At 50.7% G+C, this 16149-nt stretch carries 8 protein-coding genes; 2 read left to right on the forward strand and 6 right to left on the reverse strand.

Annotated features, from left to right (window positions below; translation table 11 throughout):
• Positions 1 to 107 precede the first annotated feature (107 nt).
• The 4 genes from M6D81_RS20910 to M6D81_RS20925 form a co-directional block, all read right to left on the reverse strand.
• The gene (locus tag M6D81_RS20910) at positions 108 to 7775 is read right to left on the reverse strand and encodes a polysaccharide lyase family 8 super-sandwich domain-containing protein (protein WP_262678967.1); all 7668 of its coding nucleotides are present in this window, start codon (positions 7773 to 7775) and stop codon (positions 108 to 110) included.
• Between the two features lie 151 nt (positions 7776 to 7926).
• Positions 7927 to 8424: a TVP38/TMEM64 family protein gene (locus tag M6D81_RS20915; protein WP_262678968.1), complete on the reverse strand. Its 498-nt coding sequence runs from the start codon at positions 8422 to 8424 to the stop codon at positions 7927 to 7929.
• 200 nt (positions 8425 to 8624) lie between these two features.
• Positions 8625 to 9128, reverse strand: a complete 504-nt coding sequence (locus tag M6D81_RS20920; RefSeq protein WP_262678969.1) for a ferritin — start codon at positions 9126 to 9128, stop codon at positions 8625 to 8627.
• A 96-nt stretch (positions 9129 to 9224) separates the two neighbouring features.
• Complete coding sequence (locus M6D81_RS20925; protein WP_262678970.1) at positions 9225 to 9449, reverse strand: DUF1450 domain-containing protein; 225 nt, start codon at positions 9447 to 9449, stop codon at positions 9225 to 9227.
• Positions 9450 to 9887: 438 nt separating this feature from the next.
• Here M6D81_RS20925 and M6D81_RS20930 point away from each other — a divergent pair, with 438 nt between their 5' ends.
• Positions 9888 to 13619, forward strand: a complete 3732-nt coding sequence (locus M6D81_RS20930) for a glycosyl hydrolase family 18 protein (RefSeq protein ID WP_262678971.1) — start codon at positions 9888 to 9890, stop codon at positions 13617 to 13619.
• Positions 13620 to 13625: 6 nt separating this feature from the next.
• Positions 13626 to 13853 carry a hypothetical protein gene (locus tag M6D81_RS20935; RefSeq protein ID WP_262678972.1) on the forward strand — a complete coding sequence of 76 codons (228 nt, stop codon included), beginning with the start codon at positions 13626 to 13628 and terminating at the stop codon, positions 13851 to 13853.
• A gap of 419 nt (positions 13854 to 14272) precedes the next feature.
• On the opposite strand, the gene M6D81_RS20940 is transcribed toward M6D81_RS20935, so the two are convergent.
• Positions 14273 to 15181 carry a carbohydrate ABC transporter permease gene (locus M6D81_RS20940; protein WP_262678973.1) on the reverse strand — a complete coding sequence of 303 codons (909 nt, stop codon included), beginning with the start codon at positions 15179 to 15181 and terminating at the stop codon, positions 14273 to 14275.
• Between the two features lie 17 nt (positions 15182 to 15198).
• Positions 15199 to 16113, reverse strand: a complete 915-nt coding sequence (locus M6D81_RS20945; protein ID WP_262678974.1) for an ABC transporter permease — start codon at positions 16111 to 16113, stop codon at positions 15199 to 15201.
• Positions 16114 to 16149: the final 36 nt, after the last annotated feature.

Below are 16149 nucleotides of genomic sequence, written 5' to 3' on the forward strand. Positions count from 1 at the left end.
CTTAACTTGCCAAAAATTAATCGAGGCGGAAGACAACCTCACTCCCAAATTTAAAGTATGAAAAAGCCAGCCGACGTATGACGTCAACTGGCCTCTTCTCTATCGAATTAGTTCTCTCTTTTCTCTAATGCTTCTACTACACGCAGCAATACGATGGTCGCTTCGGCTCTTGTCGCTTCACCTAGCGGATCGATGATGTTGTCGCCGCGTCCGTTCAACAAGCCAGCCTCAATCGCCGCAGCAAGCCAGCCTCTTGCCCACACGGGGATGTCACCGCTATCGGCGAATGGCAGCTCACCGTCATCTATTTCCTTCAAGTCTAGCGCTTTGGCAGCCATAACTGCCAGCTCCGCTCTTGTAATAAGCTTGTCTCCCTTGAAGGTATTATCCTCATAGCCTCCGATGAAGCCATGTCTAATCGCTTTCGCGACGTCGCCAGCTGCCCATTCCGGCAGTTGATCCGCATCGTCGAATGCCAGCTCCGCTTCCTCCATAAGCCCTAATCCTCTTACGAGAAGAGCCGTGAATTGCATCCGGTTGATTTTCTGGTCCGGACGGAATTCTCCGCCTGGATATCCTTTAATAAATCCTAGCTTGACTGCTTTCTCTACAGCTTTCTGCGACCAATGCCCCTGCACATCGTTCAGCACAACATCTGAAGTTGGTATCGTTGTCGATTCCGGTGTCGGCGTCGGCTCTGGTGTCGGCTCTGGTGTCGATTCCGGTGTCGGCGTCGGCTCTGGTGTCGGCTCTGGTGTCGGCTCTGGTGTCGGTTCCGGTGTCGGTTCCGGTGTCGGTTCCGGCGTCGGTGTCGGTGTCGGTTCCGGCGTCGGTGTCGGTGTCGGTTCCGGCGTCGGTGTCGGTGTCGGCTCCGGTGTTGGCTCTGGTGTCGGTTCCGGTGTCGGCGTTGTATCCCGCTCCACAACATGAACGACGATTTCTTTAGTCGCTTCAATATTACCGGCCTTATCAATGGAACGGTATTGAACGACATGTTCACCAGCTTGTGTCAGCAGCAGCTCGTTGTCCGCCGGTACCTGCCACTTGCCTTCTCCCAGCCGGTACTCTGTCCGCAGCAGTCCCCATCCCTGATGATTATCTTCTGCAGTAAAGCTCAGCGCAGCCTCTTCAATATAATTGCCGCTTCCATCGCTCTCACCTTCAACCTCAACCGATGTTGCAGGCGCAGTGTCTTCCTTCAGAACAATTTCCAGATAAGCCCCGTTCACACCGCCATCCTTCTCACGGCTATGGATGGATGCGTGCAGATGCGGCAGACTTACTTGACGCAAGCCAAAGCTAACAACGGCATCGTCTGCTCCAAGTTGTTCCTTCACATAAGAAGTAACATCGAAGTGACGCCAGCCTGGTTCCGTGAATGTCTTCACGTCAAGCGCATCTCCTTGCATCTGAGGCATATTATTGTAAGTCAGCACATTCTCCTGCCAACTGTCATCTTGAACCTGGAATACCCCGATGTCGGATTGATTACCGTTGGTATCATTCGTCAATCCGTACGTATACAGCTTAACTTGATCAATTTCACCTGCAAAGCTGGACAAATCGAATTTCAGAAAAACTCTGCGATCCGTATATCCACTGCCATTGCGAAGGTTGAGATAGTTGTTGCCGCCAAAATTCTTGTCCGCTTCCGATCCGCCGAATCCTGCCGCATCGGCCGCTGCATCGATTCTGCGCTTCGCGTCCTCGTCAGGCTCGAAATCTGTCTCGTCTGGCAGCTCTACATCAATATTCGGGTTGACCTTGAATGAGATGCTCTTGCTCTGACCGGCCAAGCCTCTTGTATTCACTTCGACTACGATGCTAGGAGAAGTTCTCAACACGTTAACGGCTTGATCCTTCTCTACAACATCTATCATTACGGCAGCCAATTCCACTTTAAGCGTATCTTGCGCTTGCGTAGGATCAGAGATAGACAACGTTACCTCATCGCCTTGCTTCTTCATCATGACGGATGCCGGACCGTAAGCGCGCAGCTTATCCAATTGTCCCGCTTCCCAGAAGTTCACGCCTGTGATGCCCAGTTCCTTCTCCTGAACAGCCTGGATGCTATCTGTGTTGCTCACAACCTCAATGCCTGGATTGCTTGCATAAGCCGCTGTATCTTCCACATTTTTGGATGGGAGCAAGACGTATGCATAGTCTTCAGCCTCAGGCTTTGTGCCATGCTCGACAGCAAGACTTGCATAGTACTTGTTAATCGGATCAGTTAAGCCTTGCGGATGAATTTCACTCCATGCCCCTTCTCTTAACTCGCGCATAGCTTTGAGCTTCGTACCGCCGGGGAAATAGTAGCCGATATCCGCTCCTTCGTGCGTACCTGCCAGATGCGCCCATTGCACATCGTCGATGCGCTCCGTCCATTCAGCATCGACAGATTGTTGAACCCCGTTAATCGTCAGTGCGTTGCTGCCTTCCTCATTCAGCATGCGGTTCTCCACAATCGTCTCCACTTGCTCGCCGTCGCTGCGTTTATCCTCCACGCTTATACCGGCGCCGAGCGCAACAATCTCATCGTCGAACATGAACCAGGACTTCTTGCCGCGCAATGTGCTGCCCGGAGGAGCTAGATCCATGCCGGAGATGCCGTACAGCCCGAGCTCGGAGCCGCCTACCCAGCTCTTGCCGGTCGTCTTCGAATTGGAGCGGATAAGTCCGTCCGAAGTGGTGCCTGGCAGACGAGATGCGTTCACAGTCGGCCAGAATTCGTTATGGAACTGATCGGAATCCGCATTGTACAGATACGTCATGCCGTCACCTGTATACCAGCCGCGTTTATGTTCGCCGTTAACGCCGCCTTCAAAGTTGGCGATGCGCGAAGAGGACATGCTGAGCCCGAATGTATACTGCTCGCGCTCGTGCACGACGCGGTCCATCGCCGTGAACTGATGGTGCGACTCGCCCGCCTCAAGCGGTTCGATCGACGCATCGCTCATCAGCTGCTTATACTGCACGATTTCGTTAATGCTCATACGCTCATAAGTATCCACTGTCGTCCCGTCATCCACTATCCATCTCTTCACAAGCTGTTTATAGTATTCCGACTTCCCTTCCGGCGCATAGTTCGCCAGACTGAGAATCGTCCACATCGGCTTGCGTGTATTGCGGAAGTATCGCGATACCGATCTGCCGCTCACCATCTCCATCATATGCCCCTGATGAATAACCGGAATGAATGAATTGTCGATCCATTCCCATACATTCTGAAGATTGGGATCTTCGATCGGCCAAGGCGAATCACCAAGCAATACCATCAGCTTCTCGATATTCGATAATAAAACGCCGCCATAACTCCCGGTATACGCCAAGTTCACGTGCTGGATGAACGATCCGTCACGGTAGAACCCGTCTCCGCTTGTCACATACGGGAAGACAGAGCCGATGGAGCCGCGGGCCTCCTCAATTCGAGCCTCGTCCTTGCCAAGCACGCCATGCAGCAGAACAATAAAGGCTTTGTCCAGCAGATTGGCGCCCGTTTCCTTCAAGCCGGTTGAACCGTGCAGACGCTTGGTCGGGTCCGGTACATATCGGGTAAGCGCAGCTGAATAATTGTCCAGTTGCTCCTCCGACAGCTCATTGTACATTAAGGTAACGACTTCGGAATACGCGATTGGCGATCCAATCTCCCAATCCCACCAGTTGTTGTACATCGCTCTTGAAGGATTGTAACGATTCGCGAACATCCAATCTATTCCGCTTAGAATATCATTCCTTAATTGCAGATCTCCGTGCAACCGGGTGCCTGGCGTCACATAAGCAACCGCCATATCCTTCAGTCGCTTGTAGGATTCCGTCACATCCCGTGAAGCAGTTGTACTGGCAAGATCCTCCCACAGATAAGTGCGATTCTCAGCCTTATTCATGGTGATCCATATTCCTGGAGTCTCCGGATCACTGCTCTTCACTTTCTCTGCATTGGCTGAGATAAGGGCAGCAATATCCGCATCCTCCGAATCGATATCCTCTCCGCCTGTCAAGTAATCGTACCACTTCTCCCGCAGTGCATCGAACTCGTCTTTCAACGTAATCTCCAAATACGGAGCTTTCACGCCGGCTTCATACTCCTTACTATAAATGGAGGCTGATGCGTTGGTCTGCGGAATAAGCCCGAAGCTGACTTGCTTCCCGGCATCTGACGCAAGCTGCTGCTGTACATAGGCTGTCACGTCAACCGTCTGCCATGTATCCTGCCTTGGAAGCGCAATCCGTTGTTGTTCCCCATTCAGCATTATTTCTTTACCGATGGCAGGCTTGGTGTTCCACGTCAGAGTCTCCTCCGTCCAGTTGTCGTCAGCTACTTCATGTACAGCTGTATATGTTGCCGGCGCCATATTGCTGTCATTCGTTACGCCATTGACGTGAAGCTTCACCGATGCGATATCGCCCATCCATTCGTTCAGGTCGAATTTCAAGTAAATTTCGCGGAAATAATCGACTCCGCCTGTTCGAATGGCCATTTGAGTCGCCGATGCAAAATTCTTGTCGGCGTGCTTACCCGCATTGACATACACGTCGTCGCTCGCCACAACCTTCACGATATTGCTTGGTTCTTCAGTCGGGATCTCCAGATTTGTCGACTGAGCAGGATCGTAACGGAACTTCACGGTATGCGCAGCGCCAAGCGAGCCAGCCGTGTTCACCTCCAACTGGAGGAACGGCTCGGTCTGAACAACCGTAATCGTCTCATCCTTCTCCAGTTGCTCCAGCACGACTTTACCCAGATCGATAACAACCTTGTCTTGCTTCTGCGTAGGATCGGATATCGCAATCGTCAGCTCGTCTCCGGACTCCTTCACCATAACGGAAGCCGGCTGAGGAGCGCGTGCATACTTCACAGCCGCCGCTTCCCAGAAGTTGAAGCCCGCTATGCCTGTACCGGATTCCTGTACGGCGTGCACTTCCTCCGAATTGCTCCATACGGAGATGCCCGGATTGTGGCTGTACGCCTCCGTCTGCTCCTTGCTGCTGCCCGGCAGCAGCACGTACGCATAAGACTGTTCGTAAGGGTTCGTCCCGTGATCGAATGCCATGCTCAAGTAATGACGGGTAATGGGATCGGTAGAACCGTTGCCGTTAATCTCGTTCCAGGACCCCGTACGCGCTTCCCGTTTGCCGGCAATCGCAGCAGTCTCCGGGAAGTAGTAACCGATGTCAGAGCCTGCAACATTGCCCTCCAGATGAGCCCATTGCACTCCCTGCATCGCTTCCTCCCATCCTGGCGTATCCGGCTTCGCATCCCCGTTCACGGTGAACGCATTGGTACCGTCCTCATTCAATTGGCGGTTCTCCACAATCGTCTCGACTTTGCGGTTATCGCTGCCTGTAATATCAGAGCCAAGAGCGACAATTTCGTTATCGAACATGAACCAGGACTTCTTGCCTTCCAGCGAGCTCTTCGTGCTGCTCGCCAGCGAGAATGCCATGCCGCTCACGCCGTAGAGGCCATCCATTACAGTACCGCCGACCCATGCTTTCGGATTCATATAACTGGCCCATGCTGCCGGCACCGGTCCATAGCCGTCTGTAGTCGTGCCCGGAAGCCGGAACATATCGACAGTCGGCCAATACTGATTGTTGTATTGCTTCAGATCGTTATTGTACAGGCTTGTCATGCCCATACCGGTATACCAGCCTTTCTTGTTCTCCGTATTGCCGTATTCGAATGCGGATATACGGTCGGAGAACAGGCTAAGTCCGAAGCCGTAACCCGGGCGCAAGTGAACCACACGGTCCATTGCGGCAAAGTTCTGATGCTTGACAAGCTCGCCTCTCGCCGCTACCGACGGGTCGTTCATAATGGATTTCAATATATTCATATCGTACAACGGCAAGCCGTCATAGTAATTTTCGAATGTCGTATCCGAGGATACCCACTCTTTAATCATCGCTTTGATTTTGACGGATTCCTCTTCAGGAGCCCCTTGCGTCAATCTCGCCAATGTGCGGATGACCGCACGTCCCGTCAGATGATCGGAATCCTTCTCCCTGGAAATGCTGCGCCCCTTCACCATATCCATCATGGCGCCTTTGTAAATAAGGCTCTCGAACACTTCCTCTACCCAGCGATAGACGTTGTCTCCATCAGGATCTTCAATATTCCACGGAGAATCGTTGAACAAATAGAACAAGTCCGCCATTCTCCCAATTAATACAGCCCCGTAAGCGCCTGTATAGGCAATATTTTTGTGCTGAATAAGAGAGCCGTCCTTATAGATGCCTTCTCCGCTCGATACATAGTTGAATTCGCTGCTCATCGCCTGCTTGCCTTGCTCTATTTTGGCTCCCTGCTTGCCGACGACGCCTCGAATCACGACTACCAGAGCCTTGTCCAGCAAGTTGGCTCCCGTCTCCGTTACTGTGGAAAGAGAAACGCGCTTCGTCGGGTCGGGTACGAAAGTATCTATCACCTGCAAATATTGATCCAGCTCAGCTTCGCTTAAATCGTTGTACATCAGAACGAGAATGTTCATCAGCCACTGTGGCGAGCCGATCTCCCAATCCCACCAGTTGTCAGCAATCGTTTTGTTTTCATTATATTGATACGTATGCATCCATTGAAGCGCACCCAATATGTCGTCACGCAATGTAGCATTCTGATAATAAGGCGTGTCCGGGGTGGAATAAGCGATCGCCAGCTTGCCTATCAGACTGTACGCTTTCGTAATGGGAGCGGATTTCGTATTATTCTGAGCGATCACCCCATCCCACAGAAATTCGGTGTCCGCTTCCTTCTGCAACGTATCCCATAGGCCATCGTGATTATTGTTCGATACTTCCTCGATCAACGCTTCCATATAGGCAGCTACATCGGAATCCTGCATATCGATCGTAGAGCCGCCGACCAGTTTATCGTACCAACGATGTCTCAATTGATCATACCCTGCCAACGTCGCATCCGTTTCTACTGTCACTAGCGCTTGATCCTTCACCAATCCATCCGGTGTCGATACAGTGATCGTTGCGAACCCGGCATTGTGCGCGTATACCAAGCCATTGTCAACCGTAGCTATATTCTCATCGGAAGAAGACCAGATCAGCGTCTTATCTGCTGCGTCCAGCGGTGAATAAGTGACTTGCAACACAGTCATGTCGCCCGCTTTCATGGATACCAGCTTGGGGTCAACCTTTATATCTTTAATGCCATTCGACACAGCCAATGTGATGTCGTCGAACCAGACTGTACCTGTTCCCGTCTCGAAGAAAGGCTCGATGCGAATACTGTTGGCTTCTGCTGGAGGCGATAGTATAGCCTCCAGCAATGTCCAGTCATTCGTCCCCTTCAGCGATCCGGTCGACGCCCCGTCGCTAACTTTCGTACTGCCGCCCGACATCTCTTTATAGTATTGGGTACGGACGAAGACACCTTTATTGGACGCCACATTCTCCGTCTTCACCCATGCGCTGAGCTTATAAGTTTCCCCGCCTGTAACCGGCACGTTATAATTCAATCCAGTACGAGCTTCAGCCGGATGATGGATCTTCACCCCTTGCGAACCGGAGCGGTAAACTGCATCTGTGACGGAAGCTTGTCCTTGACCGCTGGCAAGCCAAGCCCCCCAGCCGTCAGGCTGCTGCCCGTTCACCCACCGCTGGTCGCCGGTAGCCGTTGTCTGCTCGAAGCCTCCGTTGGCCAACAGGTTCATTTCCATTTGTAGTGCAACCGCTTTCTCAATAGAGTACGTACTGTTCAGTAAGGGCTGCAGCACCATGCAGATTGCAAGCACGAGCGCCACCCTTTTATAAAGCGTTTTCAAAATTCATGCACCTCCATGTCCATTTCTAAGAAGTTATCAGCCTTCATTATAAGATAGATTCATGACATGGAGATGGTATAATTTTTACCTGTACAATCAAAATTTTGACTTCTACTCATAAGTGCATTCGAGAAGCTTCCGGCATCACCAATCACCATATACTCTTCAGCAAAGAAAACAAACTATGCCCAAGCCAAACCTCCGCCGCTATGGACGGAGCCTTGCCCACTAGAGTGGCGATCATAAATGTAAGCACATTCATATTGATCCATGCGGCGAAAAAGGTGACGGCGCCCGAAGGGATGAACGGCATAATTCTTGCAACAAGAATCAGCAGAAATTGCCTGACTTTGCCGGCATTGTCTATCCGCTCTCTCCATCTCCTTAACCTTGCATCCTTCCGTCGCATAACAAGTAGTCCCTTGCGATATAGCCAATAGGACACAAAAGCACCTAGAACCTCGCCGGCAAGCGATACGGTAAAGCCCAGCGGCAGTCCGAAAGCAACGGCATTGGCCCCGGACAAAAAAGCGGACGGAATAACACCCGAGATACTGATGAGGACATTCAACAGTATACTGGCAGCAATCGCCCATCCGCCCAATTGACCAAGCCATTCCGCAGTCTCCGCCACACTTCGCAAGTTCATCTCCTCCATACTCCTGCTATAACACCTTGGACCAAGCGTAAACGTCTATCGCCGTCTTTTGGCGGCATTAGCTTACGTTTCGCGGTGAGATACAGGCGTCAATATAAGAGTGAAACTTATACTTTCCTATATCTGAACAAAAAAGCCTCCTTCCCACTTCTTGGGAAGAAGGCTCCCTCTATCAGAGCTATTCCGATCGCTTACTCCGCATCAGGAGAGAACGAGCGGCCGGCGAACTCAGCGTCCAGCATATAGAAAGCATTGCTGTCCTTGTCGATCCGCTTGAGCTTGTTGATAATGCTGTCGAACAATGCCTCTTCTTCGACCTGCTCGTCAATGAACCACTTCAGGAAGTTGATCGTCGCATGCTCGCGATCGTTCATAGCCAGATCGGATAAGTGATAGAAGCGCTCCGTATTCGTCTGTTCGTGCTTGTAGCCTTGTTCGAACGCATCCAACACGGATTTATAGTCGTTGTTCGGCTCGGGAAGTGCGTCCATCGTCGCGCGGCGTCCGCGGTCGTTGAGGAATTTGTATATTTTCATTGCATGAAACCGTTCTTCTTCCGCTTGAACGATAAAGAAGTTGGCGAATCCGTCCAAGCTGTCGCCGGAGCAATAAGCAGCCATCGCCAGATAGACGTGCGCAGAATAAAATTCGAAATTCATTTGCTCATTAAGAGCTTTAGCCAATGCATCATTCATCGTGATGTGCACCTCACTATTTTTATTTGTATTCATTCTAACATAAAAATAATAAGCGTCCAAAGGACGCCGCTAACATTCGTTCCATATGTAAGGCTAACCAATCATTTTCTTCAATCGTTTGTATAAGCTGTCAGCCGTTGGTTCACTGATCGTCTTCGACTTCACCACGACGAAGCATTCCGACTTGCAAGTTCTGCACTCGCCAAGACAATCACTCTTCTTTACTTTCGTATCCGGGTACTTGCCCTTCATCTTCTTGTAGACATCTTCCAGACCGTCCATACGATTCATATTGCGCTTGCAGTACTTGATCTTCATCAATGGGCCACCCCGCTGCACTCAGCATGATTACTATTCTCAGTATGATGATAATGATTATCATGGTCTTTGTCAAGCTTGATTTCGGACATGATTGATTTGATCTCGGACGTGATTCGGACCAACCATCTGAAATGGACGCCCATAACGAAGAAGATTGTCATTAATGCGATTAAATAGTAATTTACCCCTTTAACTTGAAATCTATCCCTTCTCAACCCATTCCGTCCGATCTATGATAGGAATGAAATTCACAACTCGGAAGGGAGGTAACGGCAAGCAACATACTAGACGCGCAACCAACACCATTAGCTTCACTACCCTCGCTTAGTTCAGTCATTGCTGCAAGCCCACGGAAGTCCTCATCATCATGGCCGCAACCACCACGTTCAGCCAAAAAAGCTAGCAAAACGCGTTACTGCCAAACGATGCACAATTATGACCATTCGAGGTGATAAGGTGAATCCATTCACGCGCAAGACGAATCTCCGTGTATTCGTCCTGTTTTTATGCTGTGCTCTTCTTCTCTCCCCATTCCTCCACCTCTCTCCCGTATACGGGGAAGAAGCCGCTCCCGACGAACCAACTGAAGAGGTCAAATCCGAAGGTACACAAAATCCGCAAGTGGTCGAAGGCACTGTAACAGCTACGGAAGCAACGATCGCTTCGGACCAAGCAGCGAAGAATCCGCCCGCGCAAGGAGCTAGCAATCTGCAGGTCGGTGAAGTGACTCACAATACGGCAGAGCTTACCTGGACGCCTGCGCCGGGTATCGACGACTATTGGGTGTGGGATTCCAACAACACCTACATCATATGGGCCAATAGCGGATATAAGCTGGTCGGCGGCTTGAAGCCGGAGACGACATATTCCTTCTATCTGGGGCCCGATGGCGTTCAAGCGCCGCAGCTCAAGCCGGAGCAGAAGAGCAACGTTGTTACGTTTACAACCTTGCCGGATACGAGCGAATACGAAGCTCCTCCGTTAGCGCCGCCACATAACCTGAAGGTGACCTCCATCTCAGATGAAAGCGTCACCTTCGGCTGGACAGGCAGTCCCGGAGCCGACGGCTACGACTTCTACGCGAACGGCAACTGGATGGGAGGCGTATGGGATGGATCGAACGCTTACACCTTCGCCGTTCCGGAACAGACCGTTGCGGGATCGACTTACCGCTTCGAAGTAGGCGCGCAGAATTCGCAGAATTCGGATGTGTCTGCGAACAGCAATGCGATCACCATCACATGGGGCATGCTTCCTGCTCCCGTCGATCTGCAAGTGGTGACTTCCAATCGGACGACCGCTGCGATTGGATGGGCTGCCGTTCCCGGAGCAACCGGCTATGACGTCTACATGAACGAAGCGATGATCGGCACGACGGACGACAATCGCTATACGATCGAAGGACTTGCGGAAGGCCAATCCTACTCCTTCCAGGTGCGTGCAAGCAACGCTTTATGGCAATCGGCTATGAGCGAGATGACGACTGTCGTACCGGGCAGCCAATATACGAATGTCACTTACTACACGCAATGGTCCATTTACGACAGGGATTATCATCCGGAGGACGTAGCGGTTTCCCATTTTACGCATATTAACTATGCGTTCGCAGATCTGTGCTGGAGGAAGTACGCAACGAATGGAACAGAGTGCCGGAATGGAGATATCCCGCTGCAGAATCGCTATGTGCATGACGGCGAGATGATTATCGGTGATCCGGAAGCGGATATTGACAACTTCAATGCGTTCGCTGCCATTAAAGAAAGCAATCCGCACCTGAAGCTGCTCATATCCGTCGGCGGATGGTCATGGTCCAACAACTTCTCCAACATGGCGGCAGATGAAAGGACACGGCGCGCATTCGCCAATTCTGTCGTCGACTACTTGAGAGAATACCAATTGGATGGATTGGACATTGACTGGGAATACCCTGTCGAGGGCGGAGAAGAGGATAATTCGCACCGTCCCGAGGATAAAGCCAACTTCACGCTCATGATGAAGACCGTGCGGGAAGCGCTGGATGCCGCCAGCGCTGAGGATGGAAAGTACTATTTGCTCACGATTGCATCCGGTCAAGGAGACAATTTCGTACAAAATGCGGATCTGGCCAACTCCGTTCATCATATGGACTTCATTAACATTATGACCTACGATTACGGCGGATCGTGGGAGACTATCGCCAATCACAATGCGCCGCTCTATTACGATCTGAACAATCCCAAGCCGTCCGCTCCGCGCAATCATGCCAGCGGCGGTGCGCTCGGACATCTGAACGGCGGAGTTCCGTCCTATAAGCTGGTCTTCGGCATACCGTATTACGGCGTAGGCTGGGCAGGTTGTCCGCCGGACGGAGAATATCGGACGTGCGAATCCATACCGCCCGGCTCATGGGAGAGCGGCAAGTTCGACTTCACCGATATCGAGAATAACTATATGACTCGGGATGACTATGCTTTCCATTGGAATGATGCCGCCAAGTCAGCCTTCCTGTACAATGAAGAGAACGGCATATTCCTCTCATTTAATAATGAGACTTCGATGATGTATATCGCTTCCTTCGTCAAATCGATGAACTTGGCAGGCGTCATGAATTGGGAGATTAGCGCCGACCGCAACTTGACCTTGACGAAGCAGCTTTCCGATGATTTGCCGATTAACGGGATTGTGAACGGGAATGCCTTACAAGCACCGATGAATGTAGCATTAACCTCTTCCACTGTATCCGAACTGCATATCCAATGGGATGAAGTGGACGATGCGGCGAAGTATGAGGTATACATCGACGGTCGCTATGCGCTTAGCACAGAAGCGACATCGGCTGTTATCTCCAATCTGGACGACGGCACAGCGTATCGCATGCATGTGCTCGCCATTCGTATGGAAGGCGCATCTGTATCGGAAGTCTCGCCTGCGAGCGAAGCCATAACTGCGACGACCCAATCGATTCCAGCTCCTCCTGCCGCAATTCCGCTTCCTCCCGCTGTGAACGACAATGAGCTCAATGCCAGCATATCCAGGAGCGGGGGGACTTGGATCGCCAACATACTCGGAAGGTCTTCCATTCGGGAAATCGAAAGTGTGGACAGCGACATCTTTACCGTAACGGCGGACAACAATGCCGAAGACATCGTCATTCGCATTCCGCAAGAGGTGATCGAGGCGATGGTTGCCAAGGATAATGACAGCTGGTTGTTCGTTATATGGAACGACGTCATATACAAGCTGCCTGCCGACGCACTGAGCGTGAATGCTGATGTGCGTATTACATTATCGCCTCCTGATGAGGAGATCATGTCGGCGATCGAAGCATTGGCGGAAGCTCGCGGGTTGCAGCTGGCGGCCTCCCCGCTGGATTTTAAAGTGGAGAGGAAGACGGCTAAAGATCGTTATGAGGAAATATCGGATTTCGGAGGACATCTGCTTATTCGAGCCTACCAGCTTGATGGAGACGGAATCAATCGGGATCGGATGACCGGTGTTCTGTACTTGCCTGACAGCGATGAGCTTCGCCCCGTTCATACCCGCTTCACAACCGATGAAGACGGCTCGCTGATCGCGGAACTGCTGAGCGGCGGCAATAGCATATATGCCGTTGTCTCGTCCAGCTTCCGATACGCGGATGCCGACAGCGAAGTGATGGCATGGGCTCGGGACAGTGTGTCACAGGTCGCAGCGAGGCTGCTGCTTGCAGGGGAATCCGACAACTACTTCGGCGTGATGAGCCGCATTACACGTGCTGAATTCACCTCCATGCTCGTCAAGGGTCTTGGCCTGGCGCCGGATTATTCGGCTTCGCCATTCAGCGACGTACAGGCCGGAACGATGTATGCCGGAGACATAGCAGCAGCCAAGAGCGCTGGCCTCATTAATGGCAAGACCGACACCCGCTTCGATCCGGACGGCACCATCACCCGGCAGGAGATGGCCGGCATTCTGGCCAAGGCTCTGATGAATGCCGGCATGGAGGAAGAGACTGCCCAATCCGTACTTGATCGGTTTAGCGACATGGACGCTATCGCTTCCTACGCCAAGCCTGCGGTATCCCTATTATTCGAAAAGGGGATTATGATCGGCGTATCCGAAAGCCGCTACAATCCTGAAGCGGAAGTGACGAGAGCGCAGGCCGCCGTCGCGCTGATGAGAACGCTTTCCGTGCTGGAAAGGGCGTAGTCGGGATTGCGACCGGTCCTGGTTATCCTGGTTATTCTGCTTATTCTGGTTATCCTGGTTATCCTGGGTATCCCGGGTATCCCGGGTATCCCGGTTATCCCGGTTATCCCGGTTATCCCGGGTATCCGCCCCCATACAGCTACCCAGAATCTTCGCATCTTAGTGGATTTTGTACAGTTCGACGTGGGAGCTTCGCATCTTAATGGATTTTGTACAGTTACATTGGTGGAGTGAGCGCAACAAGAAGCAATCAAATGGAAAATGTCCAGTTAAATACGCTCCATTCGGCTGCACACAAGCAATTCACTGCAATCAACTACAAGAAATCCATTTAAGTGCTTCATAATTACATTAACTGGATATTTAAATGGACAAAATCCATCTATTTCAAGCAATTTGTTCGAGCTTAAGACAAGAGCTTAAGACAAGAGCTTAAGACAAGAGCTTAAGACAAGAGCTTAAGACAACAGTCTACGCAAGGCAACGAAGTCAAGAACATGCAAAAAAGGGGGATAAGGTCTTCTACTGGCCTTCTCCCCTTTCACTTAATTGGCTGGACTCCGTTACTTTAACTTCTCAGCCATACGAGCTTGAAAACAAAATACCACCTTCATCGACGGCTGTGCTGCAACCATCAATGAAAGTGGTAAAACTTATCCCTTCAACGAGCCGATCATAACCCCTTTGACGAAGTATCTTTGAATAAAGGGATATACGCACAAGATCGGGACCGTAGCCACGACGATCAAGGAATACTTCAATACAGCGGCGGTATTCGCTTTGGCCAGTTGCAATTCGGGGTCTATCAACATCGAAATATCCACTTGATTCATAATCAGGATCTCCCGCAGAATGATCTGCAGCGGATACAACTCCCGATCGTTCAGAAACATCAATGCGCTGAAATAGGCATTCCAATGCCCTACTGCCGAGAAAAGGGCGATTACCGCAATTACCGCTTTGGAAAGCGGCAGGACGAAAGAGAAGAAAAAGCGGAAATCGCTGCACCCATCCATCTTGGACGCTTCCAGCAGCTCGCCGGGCAACGTAGACTGGATGAACGTGCGGGCGATAATCATGTTGTAAATGGAGAGCGCGCCAGGCAGTACCATCGCCCAAATGGTATTCAGTACGCTCAGATCCTTCAGAAGAATATAAAATGGAATGAGCCCGCCGCTGAAAAACATGGTGAACGTAAACAAAAACATGAAGAAGTTTCTGCCCATGACCTTCGGCCTGGATAATGCATAAGCACAGGTCATCACCAAGGTAACGTTGATGAACGTGCCAACAACGGTATAGAAAAGCGTATTCAGATAGGCTCCCCCGATATCTTTATTTTTAAAAACGGCAAGGTATCCTTCCAAACTTAAATCCACAGGCCATAACATGACTTTGCCGGACGACACCGCATCGCCTGAGGAAAGGGATGCTGACAAAATAAAGATTAGCGGATAGGATACAGCAATCAAGATAAAGGTTAGCAGTATACCCGATACGGTATAATAAACTTTATCCGAAGCAGTCGATCGCGTACGTCCCTGATTAACAGTATGGTTCACTATAGGCACTCCTTTCCTCACCATAAGCTCGTGTCACTCAGTCTCTTGGCCGCAAAGTTAACACCAATCAGCAATATAAAATTAATGACCGAGTTAAACAGGCCAATGGCTGTGGCAAACGAAAAATCCCCTGTTCCAATCGTCAAGCCCACTTTGTACACATACGTTGAGATGACTTCGCTTTTGGCCAGATTCAGATTATTCTGCATCAGAAAAACTTTCTCGAAGCCGACATCCATAATATTGCCTGCTGCCAAGATGAGCATAATAGTAGCCGTAGGCAATATCGACGGGAAGTCTATATGCCTTACTCGCTGCAGTCTGGAAGCGCCATCTATCTGCGCGGCCTCATGCAGGTGCTCATCCACGGATGACAATGCGGCAATGTAGATGATGCTGCTCCATCCGATGCTCTGCCAGATGCCCGACCATACATACAAATGTTGAAAAGCATCCTGGTTGGCAAGAATATCGGGCATGATTTTATCGGTCAACATCGTGTAAAGCGAGCCGAATGCCCCTGTGCGCGGGTTGAAGATCTGAACGAGCATCCCTACGATAACTACCGTCGATATAAAATGAGGCATATAGGAAACCGATTGCACAAGCTTCTTGAACCTATGGCCGGTAAACGAATTAAGAACCAGCGCAAATAGAATAGGCAGCGGAAAGCCAATAAGCAGACTGTAAAAGGACAACGAGAGTGTATTCCATATAATCTTGGAGAATTGATAGGAGTTAAAAAAACGCTGAAAGTTGTCCCAGCCGATCCACTCGCTGCCCCAAACTCCTTTCGTAAAATCATACTCCTTGAAAGCAATTTGAACTCCCGCCATAGGAAAGTAAGCAAATATTATAATGAAAACTATGGAAGGCAACAAAAAAATATACATCTGCCAACTGGATAAAAATCGTTTATTGATTCGACTCAAATTCATCTCTCCAAACGCACCTTTCTTAAAGGACAG

The sequence above is a fragment of the Paenibacillus sp. J5C2022 genome (assembly GCF_025567625.1).
GTDB lineage: Bacteria > Bacillota > Bacilli > Paenibacillales > Paenibacillaceae > Pristimantibacillus.